General features: G+C 48.9%; 15 protein-coding genes. 14 read left to right on the forward strand and 1 reads right to left on the reverse strand.

Annotation, left to right across the window (positions count from 1 at the left end):
* The first annotated feature begins 20 nt into the window (after nt 1-20).
* The 11 genes from LG409_RS06190 (at nt 21) to LG409_RS06240 (ending at nt 16,163) form a co-directional block, all read left to right on the forward strand.
* On the forward strand, nt 21-1,757 hold the full coding sequence (locus LG409_RS06190; protein WP_227407833.1) for a hypothetical protein: 1,737 nt from the start codon (nt 21-23) through the stop codon (nt 1,755-1,757).
* Nucleotides 1,758-1,918: 161 nt separating this feature from the next.
* A complete protein-coding gene (locus tag LG409_RS06195; protein WP_227407834.1) occupies nt 1,919-3,013 on the forward strand; it encodes a hypothetical protein in 1,095 nt (364 codons plus the stop codon).
* 109 nt (nt 3,014-3,122) lie between these two features.
* Nucleotides 3,123-4,151 (forward strand): FkbM family methyltransferase, encoded by a 1,029-nt coding sequence (locus LG409_RS06200; RefSeq protein WP_227407835.1) that lies wholly within the window; start codon nt 3,123-3,125, stop codon nt 4,149-4,151.
* A gap of 97 nt (nt 4,152-4,248) precedes the next feature.
* The gene (gene glmS / locus LG409_RS06205; protein ID WP_227407836.1) at nt 4,249-6,090 is read left to right on the forward strand and encodes a glutamine--fructose-6-phosphate transaminase (isomerizing); all 1,842 of its coding nucleotides are present in this window, start codon (nt 4,249-4,251) and stop codon (nt 6,088-6,090) included.
* Nucleotides 6,091-6,279: 189 nt separating this feature from the next.
* Nucleotides 6,280-7,620, forward strand: coding sequence for a phosphoglucosamine mutase (gene glmM, locus LG409_RS06210; protein ID WP_227407837.1), 1,341 nt, complete (start codon nt 6,280-6,282; stop codon nt 7,618-7,620).
* Between the two features lie 165 nt (nt 7,621-7,785).
* Nucleotides 7,786-9,867, forward strand: coding sequence for a glycosyltransferase family 2 protein (locus LG409_RS06215; RefSeq protein ID WP_227407838.1), 2,082 nt, complete (start codon nt 7,786-7,788; stop codon nt 9,865-9,867).
* Nucleotides 9,864-10,883 carry an ATP-grasp fold amidoligase family protein gene (locus LG409_RS06220; protein WP_227407839.1) on the forward strand — a complete coding sequence of 340 codons (1,020 nt, stop codon included), beginning with the start codon at nt 9,864-9,866 and terminating at the stop codon, nt 10,881-10,883. Before LG409_RS06215 ends, LG409_RS06220 begins: the two co-directional genes overlap by 4 nt.
* 7 nt (nt 10,884-10,890) lie before the next feature.
* Entirely contained in the window at nt 10,891-11,922 is a 1,032-nt protein-coding gene (locus LG409_RS06225) for an SGNH/GDSL hydrolase family protein (protein ID WP_227407840.1), read from the forward strand.
* Between the two features lie 14 nt (nt 11,923-11,936).
* Entirely contained in the window at nt 11,937-12,875 is a 939-nt protein-coding gene (locus LG409_RS06230; RefSeq protein WP_227407841.1) for a hypothetical protein, read from the forward strand.
* A 5-nt stretch (nt 12,876-12,880) separates the two neighbouring features.
* Nucleotides 12,881-15,331, forward strand: a complete 2,451-nt coding sequence (locus tag LG409_RS06235; protein WP_227407842.1) for an acylphosphatase — start codon at nt 12,881-12,883, stop codon at nt 15,329-15,331.
* 46 nt (nt 15,332-15,377) lie between these two features.
* On the forward strand, nt 15,378-16,163 hold the full coding sequence (locus tag LG409_RS06240) for a polysaccharide lyase (RefSeq protein ID WP_227407843.1): 786 nt from the start codon (nt 15,378-15,380) through the stop codon (nt 16,161-16,163).
* Between the two features lie 444 nt (nt 16,164-16,607).
* On the opposite strand, the gene LG409_RS06245 is transcribed toward LG409_RS06240, so the two are convergent.
* Complete coding sequence (locus tag LG409_RS06245) at nt 16,608-17,990, reverse strand: IS1380 family transposase (RefSeq protein ID WP_045632137.1); 1,383 nt, start codon at nt 17,988-17,990, stop codon at nt 16,608-16,610.
* A gap of 136 nt (nt 17,991-18,126) precedes the next feature.
* Here LG409_RS06245 and LG409_RS06250 point away from each other — a divergent pair, with 136 nt between their 5' ends.
* The 3 genes from LG409_RS06250 to LG409_RS06260 all read left to right on the forward strand — a co-directional run bounded on the left by LG409_RS06250 (nt 18,127) and on the right by LG409_RS06260 (nt 23,897).
* A complete protein-coding gene (locus LG409_RS06250; RefSeq protein ID WP_144984505.1) occupies nt 18,127-19,353 on the forward strand; it encodes a glycosyltransferase in 1,227 nt (408 codons plus the stop codon).
* Between the two features lie 226 nt (nt 19,354-19,579).
* The gene (locus LG409_RS06255) at nt 19,580-20,746 is read left to right on the forward strand and encodes a nucleotide sugar dehydrogenase (RefSeq protein ID WP_144984502.1); all 1,167 of its coding nucleotides are present in this window, start codon (nt 19,580-19,582) and stop codon (nt 20,744-20,746) included.
* A 169-nt stretch (nt 20,747-20,915) separates the two neighbouring features.
* Nucleotides 20,916-23,897 (forward strand): glycosyltransferase, encoded by a 2,982-nt coding sequence (locus LG409_RS06260; protein ID WP_227407844.1) that lies wholly within the window; start codon nt 20,916-20,918, stop codon nt 23,895-23,897.
* The last annotated feature ends 1 nt before the right edge of the window (nt 23,898 follow it).

Raw genomic sequence — 23,898 nt, forward strand, 5'->3', positions numbered from 1 at the left:
AGGTGGGTGTGAATTATTTCTTGAGTGATGAAGATAGATTTGTTGTTACCTTAAGTGAAAATCTTTTAGATTGTAGGGATGGTTTGATTTTTTTTGATGGATATATCAACCACTCCCATAAAAGATATTTTTATAAAACTGAAATGGGTAAGACGCCAAGCAATGATTTTAAAGATGTTGTTGATAGAGAAAGCGAACCCTATGGTGAATGGGTGGCTGTGTTTAAAATCAATGGCTTTTTAGAGGTTAGAACTGATTATTTTGGTTTTTATAGGCTTTACTATTCGAATGTAACTTCAGGTGGTGAGAGGGCGTTATTGATTTCTAATTGCTTTTCCTCACTAAGTGATCATCTTCTACAAAGAGGCATCAAAGTATCTGTAGATAATGCAGCGTTTTATCCCATATTAGCTTCATCGGATGTTTTTTTTGCTAATAATTATTCTACGCATACTGCAAGTGATAAAATTCAATCATTAAGTCCTGATTGCAAGATTAATTATTTTCCTTTGTCTGGTCAGGTTCTAAATGTTGGCAGAGACTTGGTAAACGAAAACCAAGACTTCAATGGTTTAGTGCAGAGCGGTAAAGAATATCTTGTCAATAATATAGCAAACCTTTCGCCTTATAAAATTAATTTATTCTTTTCAGGTGGCAACGATTCCCGGGTATGTCTGTCAGCCTTGCTTAAAACTAAAGATAAAGAGCAGATTGGATTATCGACTGCGATACCTACAGGCAAAGAATCCCCTAATTCGTATAAAGTTTTAAAAAATGATTTTAAAGTTGCAAATTTTATAAAAAAAGATTTAAGTATGAGTTGGTTTCGTGATGACTGTAGGGGGTCTTTGGAGTTCTCCCCTGACAATTATTTAAATTATATTTCAAAATATAGATCTAATAATTATTTTGCGCGCTTAGCAACAGGTTCTAGAGTTGCATGTTCCTCAACAAGTTATGATCGTGAGGTTCAGGTAAGAGGTGGTGCAGGTGAGGTCTTAAGGGTCAGTGCTCTTTATAAGGGTATTGCAAAACGGGCTAAGAAGCAGGGTGGCTTCAAAAATACTGAAAAGAGTACGGAGGATGATTTATCTGTGCTGTTTGATATTGTATGTGAACCTAGTATTTCTTTGAGAAATCATAAAGAATCAAAAGACTTTTTTGTCAGTCATCTTTTGAAATATCATGGTGATAATATTGAGGAAAAATTAAACTATAGATTTTTTTTAGAAAGAAACAATCGACATTTTGGTCACCATAGAGAAATGTTAGCTATGGGAAAACGTACATTTTTTCCTCTGGCCAATCCATACTGGAATATTGCAGCGAACAAATTAACTATTCAAGAGAGAGAGAGTAAAAAATTTCTTAAGGTGATTTATGAAGAGCTAGAACCAAGTGTCGCTGCATATCCTTTTTCAGGTGATCCTGATGGTGAGTTATTAGATTACGAACATGATTTAATGGAATATGCCGCCTTTAAAAGCGAGCAAGGTAAGGTTCATAAACATGCGCCATGGATATCAAGTTGTAATCAGGGCATGATTGAATATGCTACAAGTAGTATTAAAAGCATGATGGATTTCATTTGTGATCATAATAACCTTGGAAAGGTGCTGTTTGATGATAAGATGCGCGACTCTATCTTGAAGAAGGCAGGGTCTAATAATAACGCCACTCTTTCATGTTATATGAAAGTTAGAAGCGTTTATGATGCTTTTTTTCCAAATGTTTCTGCATATAAGATTTATAAATGATTAATCTTTGACTTCTTTAATTTTTGTGCTTTGTCTCTACAGTGTAAGTGATCGTTCTTTGATTATTTATGCGTGCTTGTGTTTTAGCGTTAAATTTTTATTTTCGTTTCCTTTATGTTATGACAGTAATGGTTGTTTAAGTTTTTGGGGAGGTAATGTAAGTGAATGTTTTATTTGATACCAAAATTGTTTTTAAAGACAATGTGCTCAGCGTTGCATTAAATACACCTAAAAAAAATGCAGTAAATGATGTTATATTCCTTACTTTTGACGGTTTGCCTGGAGGTTTACGCTCTTTTGGATTTGGTACTGAATTTCTAGCTAAAAATAATTACACTAGCCTCCATATCACTTGTTCAAAAAATACTAGCTATCAGTTAGTAAGCCCGGAAGATATTTTAGATGCAGTTAGCATATATGTTGCTAATAAAAAAGTATATCTTTACGGCTCTAGTGTCGGTGGCTACGCAGCTTTATATTTTTCAAGTTATTTAAATGGTACTGCTATTGCATTCTCCCCACTTTGCCCGCCTGATCCTGTTTTAAAAGGCTTGTTTAAAAGTGGGAGTCAACAAGAGTTTCTGCATATTCCGTTAAGTGAAAAGGATAATGATGCATCTCTTGCTCAGTTTGTAATATATGATTCATTGGTTAAAACAGATAATCTTTTTTTTAACGAAAGAGTTAGGCCAGGTTTTGGATCTGCAAGAATTTATGATGTGCCAGATGGGCAACATTCTGTAGCAAAGACGCTTCTTAATAACGGGTGTTTAAAAAAATTTTTCTTTAGCATAGTGGAGGATGATTGTTTTCCTTCGAATGTAGAAATTGATCCTTTGAAAAACCCTGTTTGTTATGGAAAGAAAGCCCTAAGGCATATACAATCAGGTGAAATAGAAAAAGCTTATGAGTTGATAAAAAAATATAGAGTATACGGTGTTTCTAGTTATGTTGAGACGGCTATAAAAAAACTGTTTTTTGATTATGGATATGGCTTTAGAAAAGAAGAGATTGCATTAACTAAGTACAGAAAAAATTTGTATTTCAGAAGTTTAAAGGCAGATGGTCAGTTGTCAACGTTGGTAGTTGGTGAAATTGGTTTCTATCTAAATTTAGCAAGTGTTTTCATTGAAGTGTTTGATTTTGATGCGGCTAAATCTATTGTTGACCTTGGTTTGGCTTATTATCCTGAAAGCTCAGAATTAAAAAAAATGTCTGAAAAGATTGATGGGTTCTTGTTACGAGTTTGTTTGTGATTTTTTTAAATTGCATTTTGCTATTGAAGTGTAATTGGTTTTCTACTGATTTTGAATTATTGCCGTATAAATGATGAGCCTAAGTTATTCAGCTAATAAGGACTAAAAATTGAAAAGCAAAAAGTTCGCTATTCAAGCGAGAGATAAACAATATTTCATGTTTCTTCCAGATCATGAAACTGATTATATACAGAAGTATTTGGCAGATAAAGGTCGTCCGTATGAGCTGGAAATGTTAGAGGCTATGTTTGATGTTTTAAAAAAGGATGACTTGGTTTTAGACGTTGGTGCTAATATTGGAAATCACTCGCTTTGCCTGGCAGTGGTTGCCAATAGTTATGTGTTTGCTTTCGAGCCAAATAAAAAATTATCTGATTCCATGAAGCAGTCAGTTGCTACGAACAAACTTCAAGATCGTGTTACTGTTATAAGTAAAGGAGTTGGAGCATGCTATGGGAAAGGGGTTTTTAAAGAGTCAATTCCCCATAACTTAGGTGCTCAGGCACTAACTTTAGTAGATGATAAAGCCTTGCTTGATGGTGAAGAGGTTGAAGTTGTGTCGCTTGATAGTTTTGAGTTTAATCGTAAGGTTAAAGCTATTAAAGTGGACGTTGAAGGCATGGAGGTTGATGTTTTAAAAGGTGCTGTGAATATTCTATTGAATGATAGGCCGAATTTATTTGTTGAATCGCACAATGAGGAGCAGTTTTTAAAGGTACATGCAATTCTTGATAACTTGGGTTATGTTTATTGGCGAACCTTTAACGCTACGCCAACTAATTGGTTTGTTCATTTGGATTCGGTTTCTTATGAAGAGCTCCAGTGCAATAGCTTGTTGCAAGGTAAAAGTTTTTATAAGCTTTGGGAAGAAAGACAAAAAATCAGATCCTCATATCTTCAGTTGCGTGAAAAATATAATACTCTTAATGTAATGATTTCTGAGACTAGAAGAGGTGTAGAAAATAGTGATTCTTTATCTGTTAGAAAAGATGATTATGACAAGTTAGCCAATGGTTCGGAGTGTTCTGTTTCAAGCACTATCAGGCGAGAAGATTTTTTTATCGATAGCTCTAAACCCCACCCCGAGCGTTCTATCGGCCTAGACTTCTCCCTCCCCGAAACTCGCAACAAAGGCTGAATTAAGCCAGCTTAATGCTTTATAATCATGAACTGGGTAGTGGCATGGCTTGTGCAAAGGCATGCTGTTTTCTTTTGCTTGTGTAGGAACTGTTTAAATGTGCGGGATAGTAGGCGCGGTAAGCGCAAAGGATAGCATTGCTTTTCTATTGGAAGGGCTCTCGACGCTGGAGTATCGCGGTTACGATTCCGCTGGCTTGGCGGTGCTCAATCATGGCTTACAGCGGGCGCGGGCTAAAGGGCGCGTGGCGGAGCTGGCGGCTCGCGTGGATCAGCAGGCGCTCCGTGGCACCATTGGCATTGCCCACACCCGCTGGGCCACTCACGGGGTGCCTGCTGAACGCAATGCTCACCCGCATATCTCGGCAGGTTTGGCCTTGGTGCACAACGGTATTATCGAAAACTACGAAGCCCTGCGTGAACAGTTGCAGGTGTTGGGCTATGTGTTTACGTCAGATACCGACACCGAAACTATCGCTCACCTGATTCAAGCGTGCTTTAAGGGTGAAATAGGCGAACCCGCAGAAAACCTGTTCTCTGCGGTTCAGTGTGCGGTCAAGCATTTGACGGGCGCGTTTGCGCTGGCTGTGGTCAGTGAAGAAGAGCCGGAGGGCCTGGTGGTGGCCCGTGAAGGCTCGCCGCTGATGCTGGGCATAACGGATGAAGGCCACTACGCCGCCTCGGATGCGTCGGCGCTGCTGTCCGTCACGCAGCAGATGATGTATTTGGAAAATGGCGATGTGGCACAGCTGACGCGTGATGCGGTGGCGGTGGTGGATGCGTTGGGGCAGCCAGTACAGCGTGCCGTGGTGACGTCTCATCTCACGGCGAACGCGGTAGAGCTGGGTGAGTTCAACCACTACATGCAAAAAGAGATGTTCGAGCAGCCCCAGGCGCTAGGCAATACGCTGGAAATGCTTAGTGGGGCAGGGCAACTGCACCCCGGTATGTTTGGGGCCGATGCGCAAGCCGTGTTTGAACAGGTGGATTCGGTACTGATCCTGGCCTGTGGCACTTCCAGCTATGCAGGCATGACAGCCAAGTACTGGATAGAACAGGTGGCGGGTATACCCTGCAATGTAGAAATTGCCAGCGAATACCGCTACCGCGTGAGTGTGCCCAACCCGAACCAGCTGGTGGTGGTCATCTCTCAATCTGGTGAAACTGCGGATACGCTAGCCGCTTTGCAGCATGCCAAAGCGTTGGGCCACCCCCATACGTTGGCGATTTGTAACGTGCCGGAATCCGCCATTGTGCGTGAAACCGCGCTGCGTTTTATCACCCGTGCCGGGCCAGAAATTGGCGTGGCATCCACCAAGGCGTTCACCACCCAGCTGGCCGCGCTGTTTCTGCTTACCCTGCTGTTGGCCAAAGCTCATCAGCGCTTGCCCGCCACCGATGAGAAAGCCTACCTGGATGAGCTCCGCCACCTGCCCATTGCGGTCGAAAAGGTACTGGCGCTGGAACCCAGCATTCAAGCGTGGTCACAGCAGTTTGCTAATAAGCACCATGCGCTGTTCCTGGGGCGTGGCCGCCACTTCCCGGTTGCCTTGGAAGGCGCGCTGAAGCTCAAAGAGATCTCCTACATTCATGCTGAAGCCTACCCCGCGGGTGAGTTGAAACACGGGCCGCTCGCCCTGGTAGATGCCGATATGCCGGTGGTGGTGGTGGCCCCTCACGATGAGCTGTTGGAAAAGCTCAAAGCCAACATGCAGGAAGTGAGCGCTCGCGGCGGCCAGCTTTACGTATTTGCCGATGGTGATAGTGCGGTGAAACCCAGTGAAGGGGTGAATGTACTGGCCATGCCGGAGCATTACGGTTTGCTTTCCCCTGTGCTGCACGTCGTGGCCTTGCAGTTGCTGGCTTACCACGTGGCGCTGGTAAAAGGCACCGATGTGGATAAACCGCGCAATTTGGCCAAGAGCGTTACGGTGGAGTAAGGCTTGGCATAGCGTGGGTGCCAGCGTTGGTGGGATGGCGTTAGTGGGGCTGCGTTAGGGGCGGCTCATCGCCGCCCATCCGCGGGTGCCTCGCTTTGCTCGTTACCACGCGCTACTAGACCTGTGGCAGTCCAGCGCTTCACCCCTCACTCTTTTCCCCTCACCATCTTTTAATCAGGTTTTTACATCATGCGACACTATTTTGGCACCGACGGCGTTCGCGGCCGCGTAGGTGAGTTTCCGATGACACCGGCGTTTGCCATGAAACTGGGTTGGGCTGCTGGTAAGGTCTTGGGCGCTGAAGGCGTTAAAGAAGTGCTTATCGGCAAGGACACTCGGGCCAGTGGCTATATGCTGGAGTCTGCCCTGGAAGCGGGCTTTTCGGCGGCGGGTGTCAATATCGCGTTGGTGGGCCCACTGCCTACGCCGGCGGTGGCTTACCTTACGTCTACTTTTCGGGCCGATGCGGGCGTGGTGATCAGCGCATCGCACAACCCGTTTTACGATAACGGCATCAAGATTTTTGGCCAGGGGGGCTTCAAACTGACCGATGCCCAGGAGCAGGAAATCGAGCAGATGCTTCATATCGCTCTGGAAGGGGGGATGGAGTGTGTGGAGTCGGATGCGCTAGGCAAGGCACGCCGAATTGATGATGCCGCAGGGCGCTATATTGAGTACTGCAAGGCGGTGTTGCCCAGCACGCTGAGCCTGCAGGGGTTGAAGATCGTGGTCGATAGCGCGAATGGCGCAGGCTACAAGGTTGCCCCTGCGGTATACCGGGAGTTGGGGGCAGAGGTCATCAGTATCAATGACCGCCCCAACGGCACGAACATCAATGCCGAGTGCGGTGCTACGTCGATGCGTGCCCTCTGTGGCGCCGTGCTGGTTCACGAGGCCGACCTGGGCATTGCGCTGGATGGCGACGCCGACCGCTTGATGATGGTAGACCATACCGGCACGGTGGTGGATGGCGATGAGCTGCTTTTCCTGTTGGCCAAAGATGCCAAGCACCATGGGTATACCGGTGGCGTGGTGGGTACGCAAATGAGCAATTTGGGGCTAGAACAGGCGCTGGCCATGCTGGGGATGCCGTTTGTACGTGCCAAAGTGGGCGACCGCTACGTCATGGAACAGCTGAAAGCGACCGGCTGGCGGTTGGGAGGCGAAGGGTCAGGCCACTTGTTGAGCCTGGACCACGCTTCCACCGGCGACGCCATCATAGCGTCTTTGCGTGTTCTCACGGCCTTGATGAATCAGAGCAATACGCTGTTCATGGCCAAACAAGGCATGCACAAATTTCCTCAAGTGCTGCTGAACGTGCGCTTCAACGCGACCCAGGAAGACCCGGTGCAGAGCCCTCGTGTACAGCACGCTGTGCAGGAAGCAGAAACCCGGCTGGGTGATAAAGGCCGAGTGCTGCTGCGTAAATCGGGCACCGAGCCGTTGATTCGCGTCATGGTAGAAGCCAGCGATGCTGCCTTGGCCGACTGGTGTGCTCGCCATATTGCGGCGTCGTTGCCCCAGAATTAAGCAACTAACCACGCCAGAACGTATCTATAGAGCGCCTGAGCAAACGCTGAGGCGCTTTAATGGTTTGTGTTAGCCTATAGACGTTAGTCGAATTCGAGTAGTGATTGCCAACGTGGTGGGCAGCGGTTGCCTGCTCCCTCTTATACAGAATATTGCCGAATGAACATGATGAATACACAGAGCCTGAGCGACCCCATGAGTTTTGAAAAAGGAAATGACCTATATCGGCAGGAAGCCTACGAGCAGGCAGCTGCCCATTATGTCAACGCGCTGTCTCGGTATAAGGGGTTCAAGCCGATTTATGTCAATTTGGCGCTGGCCTTGCGCAAGATCGACAACAAGAAGGTGTGCGACCAACTGCTGCGCAATGCCTTGGAAGTGGTGCGGCCAGGGCAGGTTGATAACGATATCGAGCTGGTGAAGAAGTCTCGGCTGGTGAATGGCAAATGGTATCTGGTCGAGCATGAGGTGTGGATGCCTCACAAGGTGGACCCCGTGTTGCATTACCTGGCGGTAGGCTGGCGGTTGGGGCTGAACCCTTGTAAACGCTTCGATAACGATTTTTATCTGGAAACGCACAAGGCGCAGATGCAGCCCAATGAAGTGCCGTTGCTGCATTACCTGTACAAGGGCCAGGCAAAAGGGAACGAGATCAAGGACAAGGAAGCCAACGGCACCGCCAACCTGGCCGTGCAGCTCTGGAACGGTCATTCGGTATCGGCTTTGAAAGCGCTGGAGGACGTGTACAACGACCCCAATGCAACGGAAGCGTCTCGCTGGTGGGCCATGTGGCACACGGCGCGTTGGCTCTATTTTTGTGGTGAGATCGAAGCTGCCCTGGCGTTCGCCGGAAAAATGCGCGAACTGACCAATGCCAACAAGTCGCGTAAAGAAACGGTGTATCTCACCTATTTCTGCCTGCTGACGCTAGGCCGCTCTGCGGAAGCCTATGACGCCCTCAAGCCTTTCGTCGAGCGCCACCCCAATGATGCCGATGCCCACTTTGCGCTTACCAACGCACTCTCCGATGATGCCAAGCGCATCGAGCTGATCAACCAGGCCTTCGCGATTCATGGGTTCAGTGGTATTCGTCGCAAGGATAAAACGCAGCCGCTTTCGATTGGCAACGTGGTAGGGCTACCTGCGCCGAAAGTGAAGGGCACGAAAAAAGTCTCCATCATCATGCCCATCTACAGTGCAGGCGAGCAGGTACGCATTGCCATTGAGTCGCTGCTGGCACAAACCTATGAAAACATAGAAATTATCGCGGTAGACGACTGCTCGCCCGATGACACTTTCGAGGTGCTCAAGGCGCTAGAGAAAGAAGACCCGCGCGTGAAAGCCGTGCAGCCGCCACACAATGGGGGGGCCTACGCGGCGCGTAACTACGGGCTCACCTTTGCCACTGGCGATCTGTTTACAACCCACGACAGTGATGACTGGTCGCACCCGCAGAAAATCGCTACCCAAGTGGCCTACCTGGAAAAACATCCTTCTGTGAAGGGCTGCTCGGCGCACTGGATCCGCGCCCAGGGCAATCTGGCCTTTACTCAGAACTGGCGCCCGAACAGCTGCCTGACGCACTGGAGCCAGTCATCCTTCATGTTCCGCAAGGAAGTGCTGGACACCATTGGCGAGTGGGACCACGTACGCATTGGTGGCGATACCGAGTACATCTGGCGCATGCAGGCACAGTTCGGGAAAAAATCGTTCGCCAAGATCTATCCAGATACCCCGCTGGCCTTCGCACTGGATGAAGAATCCTCGCTTACCCGTACCAAAGCCACCCATGTGCGCACCGTGTACTACGGGCTGCGCCATATCTACCGCGAAATTTGTGCCTGGTGGCACGCATCGCAAAAACACTTGAACGTGCGCGATGCTAAAGCCCAGCGCGCTTTCCCCGCGCCTCGCAGTATGTTCGAGCGCACGGATGAACCGCTGGTGTTCAACACCGTGATTGCGGGCGATTTTTCTCGCCTCGAAGACTGCCGGAAAGCCGCCGAATTCATCGGCAAGCACTCCAAGCAGAAGGTCGCCCTGTTCCACTGGCCCAGTTTCCACAAAGCCCCGGAAGCCCTGTGCAACCTCTACTTCGAGCTGCTTAAACAAGGTAAAGTAGAGCCCGTTGTGATGGGCCAGGTGGTCAACGCCAGCCACTATAAAACAGCCGATAACACCTTGACCGAGTATCCCCTGGATGGATACCCCGAGTTTATCGGCTTGAAGAATTGGGGAGCTCTGTGAGTAAACGCCAGCAGGACGTAAGCGCTTTGTTAGAAGCGCTTACCCAAGCAGAAGAAAAAGTACAGCGCGAAAAAGCGCAGAAACGCACCATTGCCAATCAGCTCGTGGCCGCGTTACCCAAACTGCCCATGGAGCAGCGTCCGGCTGTGCTGGAGCAGGTAGCAAACCTGTTAACGTCCGATGAGTTGACAGAAAAGCTGACACGCCTGTTGAGCCAGCACAAAGTGCCGCTCACGAACGTGGCTTCTTTTCAGCAGCTGTTGGTACAGGCGACCCGGCGTCGGCAGCTATTCAATTTTCAGCCAGAATGGAAACTGAACAGCAAGCGCTATGCCTATAAATTTATTGATGAGCTGGGCATCAAGCGGCCAGACACCTATGCCTTCAACCAGCCGTTAGCCAGTATCCAGCCCAAGCAGGGCAGCGTGCTGAAGCCTGAAAATGGTTCTTCCAGCCAGGGCGTGTTCATTTTTGATGAGCAGGGAGGTGCCTTCGAAGTACGCACCGGGGAAACCTTGGCCACAGCAGAGGAGGCGCTGGCCAAGGCCCGTGGAATGGTAGAGCAGGGCACCATCAAAAAAGATTCTTGGCTGTTGGAAGAATTTATTGGAGATTTCGAGGCGGGTAAGCCCTTGCCGCCCGTCGACCTCAAATTTTATTGCTTCTACGGCGAAGTTGGTTTTGTGCTGGAGGTCGAGCGTGCCAATGAAACCCGCTACTGCGAATGGCTGCCGGATGGCCGCCTTGCAGAAACCGGCCGCTATGCTGACAAAAGCTTCATTGGCAACGGCTTTACAAGTGAGCAGCTAGAAACCGCCAAGCGCATCAGCAAAGCCATCACCACTCCCTTTATGCGCATTGACTTTATCAAAAGCCGCCAGGCTTTCTCCTTCGGCGAATTCACCCCTCGCCCAGGCCAATTCTCGTCGTTCAACAAAGCCTTTGACCGCTACTTGGGCGAGTGTTATTTGAGTGCTGAAGGGCGCTTGTTAAAAAGCTGGTTGGGTAAGGACTAAGGAATAAATGAACATTCTTTTCGTTGGTGGAAGTAATCTTGTTATCAAACAGGGTATCTCGACACTAATTCCTGAGTGCTTACGCAATTCAGGCATATCAGTTGATAATGTATACAATATTGCCGTTGGTGCAACTCCCTGTCTTTTCGGCTTGGAAAATTTGACCCTTTTCAAAAAAAAGCAAATAGACCTTGTTTTTATTGAATATGGGATTAACGATCTACCGCTTTTTGCAAATGACCGAGTGCTATGGGAGCAGGCCTTTACTAGCCTCCTGACTTCTTTAAAATCAAAATATCCATCAGCTCACATAGTCACGATTTTGCTGGGGCGTCAGAAAGAGCGTTTTTGGAATAATCAACAACGTATGCATAATAAAATGAAGACGTTGTCTGATCGTTCTGGTGCGCTGGTTGTCGATATTGATACGTTGCTTAAAGAAAAAGCTGCTGTAGCGGGTGGTTTTGAAAAATTTTATTTGGATGAGAGTCATTATAGCTCGCCTGGCGTAACTCGATATATATCTGAAGTGGTTGTCAGTGAATATTTGCTGAGTCAATTGGTTGGTTTTTTTGACAAAAAAACATCAGCATCTTCGAAAGACAAAAAGCTAAATGTTTATGGTTTGCCTGGTGCCGTAGAGTGCTATGAAAATTCAAGGTTTCATAAGCAAACCACCGTGCTTGAGAAAAATGAATCTGTAGCGTTATATGTCAAGGGTGCTCCGGTCGCCATCTCTTTCATCTCAGCCAATGATTCCTGTTCTTTGTTGTTGGAAAGCGAGTTTGGTAATAAAATAATTAATACCAAAAGGAAAAAAGCAACGCTGGGTAAGTTTAGTTTTATACTGAAGCAAATACCTTTGTATGGCTTGATAGGCAAAGATGTAAAATCCGATCAAAAAACAAAAGTAACGCTGACTGCTTTGGATAAAAATTCAGATAAATGGGATGACGCCATCATGCAGCGGACATATGGCATGGAGCCTTCTGGTCCTGAAAGTAAGTGTCTTTTTCTTTCTCATTTATCTTCGTTCTGAGGTTTCAATAAAAAATGTCTTGGTCAATTCGTTATGTTGGTGATGAAAGGTCATTTGCTCGTTGGGGTGGAGTGAAAGATATTTACTTTTCGTTAGACCAGTTTGAATCCGTGGATAGTTTAGTTGATGGCTGCTACACGATTTATGAAAGTGGCGCATTGATTGATATTAATGTAGAAGCTGCAGGTGCTGGGCCTCTGTTGGTTTTTTTCAATGGGGCTAAAAATAGAGAGGATAGTACGAAGCTTCCTATTTTTTCCGGTGCTAAGGTAACGCCTTCAGGTAAAGCCAGTCGGCTTTCCATTAATGATCCAGCCTTGTATCTCGCAGATGATATATCTATGGGTTGGTACGCAGGCACTAAAACGATTGCTCTGCAAAAAGATATTATACCGAGAATTGTAAGTAAAGTTGCATCTCTTCTTTCAGCCAGCAAGATTGTCTTTGTGGGTGGTTCTGCGGGAGGTTTTGCCAGCCTGTTTTATGCTTCAAAGTTCCCGGATTCTATTTGTATAACATCAAATCCTCAAACATCAATTTTTAGATATTACAAATCACATGTTAATCGTTATTTGAAGTATGGTTTTGATGTGGAGAGTGTGGATGCTGTTAGAGCTAATTCAAAGTTGACGCGTGGCACCGTTACCAATTTGTTGAAATATTACGATGGTTCTCTTAAGAACAAAACGCTTTACATGCAAAACCAAAAAGATTTGCATCATGTAAATCGTCATTATATTCCATTCTTGGAGTCGCTTGGTGTTGAACCCATGCTGAATGCAGGGGCGCATCAACATAACGATCACTTAGTGACGTGTAATGGTGATTGGGGCGATGGGCATAAAACAGCTCCAAGGGCTTTTTGGGCAAACGTTCTAAATAATGTCGTTGAGAATGTCAATGATATTGAAGATATGTTTGCTCATAAGCGGGCGGCGGATCTTTTTAAGTGATTTTGGTGGCTCAGGCAATGATGAATGAACACGATGTTTCTTTGTTTGAATCTGTTAAGAGCTGCAATGTCCATAGTAGCTCGCTATGCTGCCATGCGATAATGGCAAGTGCGTTAGCTCGTGATGTTAAGGTTTATATCTATTCTGCTGAAGAAATTAAAAAAATATGCGCTACGTACGGTCTGAAGTTTCGCCAAAGTTATTACGGTGTAGGGCAAGTTTTTTCATTGACCTATGGCGATAAAACCTATCTTGTTAATAAGACCAAGTTTCTACTTTCTAAACTGCCGCCTGCTTTTTCAAAGAAAGCATTGAAAGATAGTGAGCATCTAGGTGTCGATTCACCCAAGGGTGTTTTTTTTAAAAAGAATCAGTTCTCATCTAAACTGCTTGAAAAAAACGGTATCAAGTTTCCCGTTGTGTTGAAGCCGGTTGGCGGAAGCATGGGAAAGGGCGTTGTTCTCGATTTGAAAAGCATTAGTACACTAAAAGTAGCAATAGAGAATAGTGTGTCTGATGATCTGGTAGTAGAAGAACAAGTGTCTGGTGATGAATATCGTATTTACCTTGTAAAAGGTAAGTACTTTGGTGCTGTCAAAAGAGTGCCTGCCAATGTTGTTGGTAACGGCGTGATGACAGTTGAGCAACTGATTAAGCAAAAAAATGCGTTAAAAAAGAAAAAACATCATCCTCTGATCAAAAAGGAAAGCGCGTTGGCTTTCCTATCTGCTCAAGGGAAAAGCGTTGATGTAGTGCCAGCTGATGGTGAGTTTGTTGCTTTAACTAATGTGCTGGGGCGCTCCTCAGGTGGAGATGTGTACGATGTTTCTCATCAAATGCCTGGCTGGGTGTTGAAAAAAATAGATAAGCTAGGGAGTTATTTTAACGATAGTTTATGTACAGGCTTGGATGTTATTGTCAATGAAGAGAGCTGTTATCTGATTGAGGCGAATAACCGGCCACAGTTGAGTTCTTTGCTTATGCCTGATGATGGGAAAGGCAGAAATATTGCAGACGCACTGGTCAGTGCCCTTTTTCCGGCCACTCAGATAAAATATGTGGTTGGTGGCAGAATTGGCGACATAAAAAAATCCGTAAATTTGTCTAGAAAGAATGATACAGGAATATTATTGGATCCTGGGGTTAATCGCTTTCCATTAACCTCTGATTCAGTTAATGATCTCAAGTTTAAGGAGTTGAGCTCATTTTCAAATAGTAATAGGCTGGTGTTACGCCGAGAGATCCATTCCCGAGGCTTGTTTTTTGACACTTGGAGCACTGAGAAGGGAAGCAAGCGTTGGTCTATTACCAGTGCTCAACGGTCTATTGTTTTTCGTGAGAATATGCCTGCCCAAACGTCTTATGCTACAAGGGCCCTCACAAATGATAAAGAGAAAACCAAGCAGCGTCTGTCTAAATATGGTATCCATGTGCCTTCCGGTATTAGGGTTAAGCAATCGGATTTCAATACTGCTGAAAAATGGTTTGATTCTCTTGGTTCCAGTCCTTTAGTGGTTGTTAAGCCTTATAATGGTTCGGGTGGAAAGGGTGTTACTTCGGGTATCGCATCTAAGAAAGTGATGCTTGATGCTCTTGCTGGCTTGGACGATGACGATGCTGTATTAGAAGAGCATATCAATGGTTTTGATTATCGCTTGTTTGTAGTAGGCGGTAAGTTCAAGTATGCCATTAAACGGCATCCTGCACACGTTGTAGGTGATGGTGTCTCTACGGTAGAGATGCTCGTAAATGCAAAGAACAAAGTTCGGAGGCACAATCCATATACTGGCAAATATTTGCTAGCATTAGATCAAGCTGTCATCGAACGTATTTCGAGTAAAGGCTATGCTCCTGATTCTATCCTTGACGCTGGAAAAGTGTTGTATTTGCAAACTATTGCAAATATCGGTGCAGGGGGAGATAGTGAGGATGTGACGGAGCTTGTGCACCCTGACTTTATTGAAATCGCTGAGCGTGTTTATGGCGCATTTGAAAAACTTGCATTCTGTGGGCTGGACCTTATTACAGAAGATATCAGTTGCCCATCAGACGCACAACGTTATGCCGTTATTGAAGTAAATGCTAACTGTGATTTAGCAATGCATCACTTCCCTACGCGGGGAGAGCCACGTAATGCGGCGGGAGCTATTCTTGACGACCTTTTCCCAGAGTCATCACCTGCGCCTGTTATAAGGCGTCAATTAACGATATGCGGAAAGGTTCAGGGCGTAGGCTATCGCAAGTGGTTTACCCGCCAAGCAAAACTGCGCTCAATCAGTGGAACAGTATCCAATCAGAAAGATGGCTCAGTAGTCGCTATGGTTCAGGGCAGCGACTCTGCGATCTCTGACCTGGTACGTGCGGCGAATCAAGGGCCTGCCAAAGCACTGGTCAGTTACGTTAACGTAACGGATGGAGGGAGTGTCAGCGTCCTGGATAATTTCTCCATCACTTGATGTCACAAACGATGGGTGCATTCCATGACTCGAGGAGCCAGCAGCATTGATTAGGTTTTGGACGCTTGGGCTGACCCTGGTGGTCCTGTTCGCTCTTTGGTGGTCTGGCATTCAAGCGCCGCCCACCTCTGAGCAGGCCATCGAAACATTCGATAACCCTACTTTTTCCTCTCAGGGGCAAAGTCTTGTCGAGCACTCCCGTACCCAGTTAGCACCCGGCCATGGGGTCAATGGCAGTACTGCGTTGCGTGTTGACTATGAAGGATACGAGCGCGGCAGCCGTCGGGTAGTGGTGTCGCCTCGTATTGATCCTGCACTCCAGTATGAGCTCTCTTTCTGGGTTCAGTTCTGTGAAGGGTTTGATTTCGCTCGAGGTGGCAAGTTACATGGGCTAGGGCCTGCCAGCCCGGTGGCGGGTGGCAATGAACCCAGTGCCGACCAGTGGAGCGCCCGTTTGATGTTCCGCGGCGATGGCGGCTTGCAAACCTATGTTTACCACCAGGATATGGCAGGGCGTTATGGTGATACACGCCGTGCAGAGGCGTTCCAGTTTACGCCAGGGCAGTACCACCATGTGCGTATGCATGTAGACTTGAACGCCCCTTCCTCTGCGAATAATGGGCAGGTGCTGGTGTGGGTGGATGATGCATTGGTCATCGAGCATACCGGTTTGCGCTTTCGAGATGTCGAAAACGATCAGAGTCTGATTCAGCGGCTGATGTTCAGTACGTTTCATGGGGGCAGCAGCCCTGAGTGGGCTCCAAGAGACAGCACGGGGGCCTTCAAGACAGACTGTGCCTTCTTCGATGATTTTAGCCTGCTAATTAAATAGACAGTGGGTTGATTGCAAGGTCTTGTCCTGCACAGTGACGATGTGCTATACCTTTGTATCATAAGAATTCATAGATGTTTTAAAATGTAAGTCCAATAATAACGATATCACGCCACTCCCATGAAGCTGTTTAAAGGCAGTTGGCGTGGTGTTGTTATATTGTCATGTCGTATTGCTTTGAGTGGTTTTCTTGGGGTGGCGTGCTTTTCCATTGTTCCCGTCTTATTCATGAGAGCTCTCAAAGTGACTCATTTTCGGCAGCTTGATGACCCTCTAACCGTTTTCGGGCTGGGGGGTACGATTTTCGGTAGTGTATTTACTTTGTCAGCGTAAAAACAGAAAGGTTTTGTGCCTGCTTTCAACTCTTTCACAGCTTTTCTTATCATTTAGGCAAGATAAAACCTCAGCCGTTCAGCCGATAACCTGTTTGTTGCGTGCCTCGGTTTAAGTTTGAGCCTGATGCAGTCGAGGCAAGTTTTTAAGCAGACTGGGCCACCATTTGCCGCCAGACTGTCCGATATGAACTGCTATTTTTCGCGCATGCACGGCCACGGTCGCTGCTGTTTTCAGGATCTGCTCGCGGACTTTGCGTATGCTCCAGCCCTTTTGTGTGACGCGCTCCATCAGCGCTCGCAGACTGTGCAGCATCTGATAAGCGTAGAGACTCAGCAGCAGGCTGACCTGATTGCGGCCCATCACCTGTTGCACGGTAGACGCACCACGGCAGGTAGAAGATAGGTGAACGTTGAGCGTGTCTTTCAGTTCGCCCATGTGCCCCTCAGCTTTCCCGCGTTTGCGGTACAGCTGCAGAATTTTATGCGGTGTCCAGTCTTTCCAGTCCAGGCTGGTGACTAGGAAAAAATGTTTTAAAAACAGATCATCCGGTTGCTCGCAGACCACTAAAATAATGCGGCGCGGCTTCTCCCAAGACTGTGCCTGATAGTAAAACTCATGGCACCACTCGCGTAGTTGATGGGTTGGCCGACCCACTGGGCGCTTGAGGTAGTGTGCCGCTTCGCGCTCAAGTACGGTATTGCTGGACAATCGACCAACATATTCAATATTGGCGTCATCCAGTGCCGAAAGTGTTGGGTTGCCAGTAAAACCCGCATCAAAACGAACTCTGACCTTGGTGCCGGTTGTCTTGCCAATCCGTTCAACCAGCTTGGGAATCCAGTGCTCAGCTTGTACTGCACAACCGCTGTTTCCCTCTCGTAACAGGCCGCCAACCATGTCGCCCGTTTCAGCGATAGAAGCCACCAGCGGTGAGTAGTGTGAATAACCAACATAGCTGTTGTAGCCCGTTCTGACTTGTTGGCCAAAAGTTTCAATGGGCAGGCCATCGACATCCAACGTGATCGATGACAATGGCTTGCCGCTGCGCATCGAAGACAGTCGCCACATGGCCATGTCGAGCAAACCGTCATGAAATGCAGACTGGTTGATATCTGTGGCCAACAGATTCAGAAGACGCGACAGGGTTGGCTGCGAAGGACGGGGCTGCTCTAGTGGCGTGGTGCTGCGCTGATCGCTGCAGGCCAGCTGCAAAACCGGGTCGTTTGCTAGTGTTTGCGTATCACTCAGATCGTCCCAGCCCAGCGCACGCTGAATCAGCAGAGTACGAAGCTGACTGGACAAACTATGTTGCACACGTGCGGGGTCACGATCATCAAGCAACTGCCGATCCAAGCTCTCAATCACACCGCTGCGATCGAGCACCTCGCGCAGCAAGAATGCACCGGCATCACTACTGGTTTTTTGTTCACTGAGCTGCACTGAAACAGATAAGTTGCAGGCTGGTTTCCAGCTTGGTAGTGTTTCACCCATGGCGAGCGGCCCTCTCTAATCAAGTTCTTGCCGAACATATTGATTATAAAGAATAAACCACTCGCCTTCTTTATTTTAGGTCAAGGCTCGTGAATAAGACGGGTTGTTGGACAAGCCGGTGATCAGGAGAAAATCAATGAAAAAGCACATGTTTGTCATGATCCGCTATAGCGTTTTGTCTGAAAACAACACTGCTTGGGTCATTGGTCGTGATAACGAATTTGAAGCCTATAAAAAAGAGCTGTTCTCTGATGAGCGCATGTCGTTACATGAAGAGCTTTTCTTCAACGTAACGCTGCCTTCCTTGCAGAAAATGTCGCCTGACAAGACAACGGTATTGGTGTTTACGTCAGAAGCATTGCCTGAGAAGAACATGCAGCAATTACAGCGAGCACAGCAAGCCTGCCCCCATCTTGAAATCGTGCCTCTTTCCAGCAAAGGGGGGGTTATCTCGAAAATGCAGCAGCACCTGCTGAGTCGCTTGGAAGCATTTGGCGGTGAGGTATGTTACGCCACCGTTCGCCTGGATGACGATGATGCGCTGGCGGATGATTTTGAAGAGCAGCTATACCATTATATTTCGCCTGAATTCGAAGGCCATGCCATTACGTTTGCAAATGGTTATGAAGGTATCTATGAAGAGGGCGGATATTCTTCTTTTTTGCCACGGCATAGCCCCAAAATTGCGATGGGCCTGTCTTTGGTGCAAGTGTATCGGCCTTCCTCTCCTCCACGGTTACTCTCAGTATATAGCTTGGGTAATCACACCAAGGTGGATGAAAAGCATCCGCTGGTGGTTAATCCACGCTTTCCTATGTACGTGCGCACGGTACATCCGGGCAGTGACATTTTTGCCAAGCAGTTCAAGCAGAAGTTGAAAAAATCACGTGCAGCCAAGACGGCTGGCCAAAGTACAGTAGCTGAGCGCTTCTGCTTCTTGCGTGAAGGCAATGCAGTGGCGCTTGAAACGTTGCCGCAGCTTGATTTTCTGGGCGAGGGATTTTCTGCTGCTTGCTTGGTGACCCATCATAAAAGTGTCTTGGTGTACTCACACAGTAGTGAAGAAATCCATCACTGCCACCCCCGCGATGTGGTGCTGGACCATGACGATGAGCTGGTCTGCTTTGATCGTGAAAAGCACGCACTGACCCTCAGTGAAACAGGCAAGCAGCTGTTTCTCGATAACCGAAATGTCTTTTCCACCAATGATTCCTATGGCTGTAAACCGTTGGCTTTCAAGCGTAATGGCCGCGGGCTCGCGATCGTAGTGAAAGGGGCAGAGCGTTATTTGTCTGCAGAGCGTTCAGGCGAAGTGAGCTTCAAGAAAAACTGCAAAGCATGGGAAGTGTTTTACTTGAACTGATGCGGACTGAGTTGGCGATGGCCTGTGGGAGTGGGCGCTGAGCTTTCCAGGCCGTCTTTTGCGATAACATGCATCCTGCCTTAGGAAGGCATCCCCCTTTGTAGGGAACTTTCTGGTGAATGTGATGGTTATGATGAATCGATGGGCGCGTAGTTTGTTACAATCGCGCCGACTCTGTCGCTTTGGCGATGACTGATGCAACGATGCTTGTTGGAGAACCTTAAGGATGAAGATTGCAGTTGCCGGTACGGGCTATGTTGGCCTTTCTAACGCGATGCTGTTGGCCCAGCACCATGAGGTGGTCGCGGTCGATATCGTGCCTGAAAAGGTCGAGATGCTGAATAACCGCGTATCACCGATTGAGGATGCGGAAATTTCAGCGTTTTTGGCCCGGGAAGACCTGCACTTCACGGCAACCCTGGATGCCAAAGCGGCTTACGCGGGGGCGGCGTTTGTCATTATTGCCACGCCCACCGACTACGACCCGGACACCAACTATTTCAACACCAAAAGCGTTGAGGCCGTGATTCAGCAGGTCATGGAGATCAACCCGGATGCGGTCATGGTCATCAAGTCCACCGTGCCGGTGGGCTATACACAGGAAACTGCTGAGCGTTTGAACACGCAGAATCTGCTGTTTTCGCCTGAGTTCCTGCGTGAAGGCAAGGCTCTGCACGATAACTTGTACCCTTCGCGCATCATTGTGGGCGAGCGTTCGGAGCGGGCGGCGACTTTTGCCGAGCTGTTGAAGCAGGGTGCCATCAAGCAGGAAGTCGATGTGCTGTTGACCAACAGCACGGAAGCAGAGGCAATCAAGCTGTTCGCCAATACGTATCTGGCCATGCGCGTAGCGTATTTCAATGAGCTGGATACCTACGCCGAAACTCATGGGTTGGATGCCAAACAGATTATCGAAGGGGTAGGGCTGGACCCGCGCATTGGCAAGCATTACAACAACCCCAGCTTCGGTTATGGCGGCTACTGCCTGCCTAAAGATACTAAGCAGCTGTTGGCGAATTATCAGGATGTGCCCAACAACATGATTCAGGCCATCGTGGAAGCGAACCGCACTCGCAAAGATTTCATCGCGGAGTCGGTGTTGCGCCGTGAGCCGGAAGTGGTGGGCGTGTACCGTTTGATCATGAAAACCGGTTCCGATAACTTCCGTGCCAGTGCCATGCAGGGCGTCATGAAGCGTCTTAAGGCCAAGGGCATCGAAGTGGTGGTGTTCGAACCTGCCTTGGATAAAGAGAAGTTCTTTGGTTCTGTGGTGATGCGCGACTTCGACGCCTTCAAACAGAAGGCAGATGTGATCTTGGCAAACCGCATGGTGCCTGAGCTGGAGGATGTGGTGGACAAGGTCTATACCCGTGACCTGTTTGGCAGCGATTGAGCGAGCCCATGGAAATTTAACGCTTCGGGTATGCTATATTGCCGCTAGGCCTCGGTTTTATTTATAAAAACGTGTTGCCCATAAATGCATGTAAGGGCCGTCAACCCAGGGTTTGACGGCTTTTTTGTATGTAGGGTTTTGGGATTTCACTTTTCGCTAATGGGTTGCCATGTTTTCTTTTCTGGCTAAATGGTGGGGTCGGCCTTCATCGGCCCGAGATGCTGTTCACGCCACTCCGCTACGGCAGGATGACGCGGCTGATTTCGATGCTCAGTGGTATCTCGACGCTTATCCCGATGTGGCTGAGGCGGGGTTGGACCCGTGGCAGCATTATCAGCGCCATGGCCGGGCAGAGGGCCGGCAGCCTTTTCGCAACCGAGTGGTGGGCTGGGAGCATGCGTTATGGCGAGGAGCCGATCGTGTCATGCTGCCTCGTTTAGCGCAGCTGCTTTCCTCGTCTTCTGCCAATGCTACTGAGCGGCTGGCGGCGCGTTGGGCGTTAGCACGCTGGTATGCCTGGCAGCAACGTTGGGATGCGGTGCTGGATAGCCTGATGCCGGAAGGGCGGTGGGAGGCTTTTTCGTCCCCTGGGCCGGCGCTGTTGGTCATTGATGCGTGTTGTCGGGGTAAGGTGGCTCGTCACACTAGGGGGGCAGTTCAGCAGGCGCTGACGTTTTTAGAGAGCCATTACCCACATTTAGCCGACACCGCTCTGGCACGCTGTAACATGCAGCAATGGTTGGATGAGCCTTCCGCATCATCATTGGGTGTTTTGAATGCCATGTTCGAGGCGCATGATCTCGCTCCCGTTGGTCTGGGTGATGATGCGTCTTCGTTTGCGCTGTCTGCTTTGCAGCTTGCTGGGGGCACGGGCAATAAAGAGGTCAATAATGTCATTCCGTTGAAATTGGTGAGTGTCATTATTCCGCTTTATAACGCTGAACGCACCATTGCCACGGCGTTGCGCGGGCTGTTTGCGCAATCTGGCGTGCGCCTTGAAATCATCGTGGTAGATGATGCCAGTGCGGATGACGGTGCTGCGGTAGTCAAGGCGCTTCAGCATGAGGCTCCCTCCCATGTGCAGCTGGTGTTGCTGCGCCACGAGCGTAACCAGGGGGCCTATGCGGCACGTAATACTGGGCTGAAAGTGGCGCGTGGTGAGTTCATTACTACCCACGATAGTGATGACTGGTCTCACCCTCAGAAATTGTGGCACCAATGTCAGGCGCTGGTGGCGCAGCCGCAGGTGCAGGCCTGCCTTTCGCATTGGGTACGTGTTACGCCGTCTTTGCACTTCCACCGCTGGCGCTTGGATGAGTTTGGGTGGGTCTATCCGAATATGTCTTCGTTGATGTTTCGGCGCTCGACGTTCGAGGCGTTGGGCTATTGGGATCGCGTGAACGTCAATGCCGATACCGAGTTCCGGTATCGTGTGGAAGCGGCTTTTGGGCCGGAAAGTGTGGCTGAGGTGCTGCCAGGTGTGCCCCTGTCATTTGGCTTGAGTGATGAAGGGTCATTAAGCCAGCATACCAGCACGCATTTGGTAAGTCAGTTCAGTGGAGCACGGTTCCGTTATATGCAGATGGCTCGCCAGTGGCATCAGGCAGCAGAAAGCAGAACGGCGCTGTTGATGCCTTTTATGCCTGAGTCAAGGCCATTTGCAGCACCGCTTTCGATGCTGCGCGAGCAGTCGCCTGCCAATGGGTCGTTGACCGATTTCGAGCGAGTCTGCGAATCCACGCTGTTTGATGCTGGGTGGTACCTTGCCCGTTACCCGGATTTGCTGAATACGCCAACCGAGCCGCTGCTGCATTTCTGGGAGGCGGGCGCCGCCGAAGGCCGAGATCCAGGGCCCGATTTTTCTACGTCTGGATATTTACGTTATTACCCGGAGGTGGCTCAACTTCCTTGTCAGCCGCTGGCTCATTTTTTAAAGACGGGGTACGCACACGACTTTTCAGCCTTGCCAGAGTGGGAGGGGGAGCAGGCGTTTTCTAACCGGCCAACCGTCATGTTGTGCGCGCATCAGGCGGGCAAGACGCTGTTTGGCGCTGAGCGTAGCCTGTTGGATGTGCTGGATGCCATGGTCAAGCTGCGTTGGAATGTAGTGGTTACCTTGCCTGAGGCCATGAATGCCGAGTATGAGCAGGCCATTTTGAAGCGTTGCCGGGTGTTGGCCGTACTCCCCTATGGCTGGTGGCAGGCAGGGCGGTTGCCGGTCGAGAGAACGGTTGCTCATTTCGAAACATTGATCGAGCGCCACAAGGTCAATGCGATACACGGTAATACAGCAGTGCTTTTGGAACCTTATGTGGCGGCACGTCGAGCGGGGTTACCAACGCTGGTGCATGTTCGTGAATTGCCGCGTCATGATCCAGGCTTGTGTGCCTTGTTGGGCGCTGAGCCTGAGGCGGTGGTGGCCCATGTTCATGCACAAGCCGATGTGGTGATCGCCAACTCACGCTGCGCTGCCGAGGCATTTGCACTGCCGTCTTCAACGCCCGTGTGCGTGGTGCCTAATACGATCCATATGCCGCCATTATTGGCGCTGCCGCCCGTGCGTTTTTCACCCGGCGAGCGTCAGGGTGGGGTAAGGGTGGGCATGTTGAGTAGCAATGTTGCCAAAAAGGGCATCGATGACCTGGCCACCATGGCTCGTCACCTGCAAGCTTTGTCTCCCTTTGCTGAGGTGGTGGTGTTTGGGGCCTGCACTCCTGAAATAAAAGCGCTATTGGCGCGTCAGGCGCAGGGCCGTGCGCCTTCCAATGTGCGCTTTGCGGGTTACGTAGAACGCCCTGAAGAGGCGTTGGCTCAGCTTGATATCGTGGTGAACCTATCCCGCTTTCAAGAGTCTTTTGGGCGTACTGTACTCGAAGCCATGGCGGCAGGACGGCCGGTAGTGGCTTATCAGTGGGGCGCATTGGGCGAGCTGGTCGTTGATGGTGAAACGGGGTATCTCGTGCCGTATGGCGACCCGGCGGCGGCAGCCCAGCAGGTGGCAAAGTTGGCCGCTGCGCCCGCTCAATGCCGACGCTTCGGTCAGGCTGCACAGCAGCGAGCGGTGACTTGGTTTAGTTCGGCTGAGCTGGGCAGTGCATTGTGCAAGGCGTATCGGTTAACCGGTGTGCCTGCCTTTGCAGATACACCGTGAT

The organism is Halomonas sp. NyZ770 (assembly GCF_020616575.1).
Taxonomy (GTDB): domain Bacteria; phylum Pseudomonadota; class Gammaproteobacteria; order Pseudomonadales; family Halomonadaceae; genus Vreelandella; species Vreelandella hamiltonii.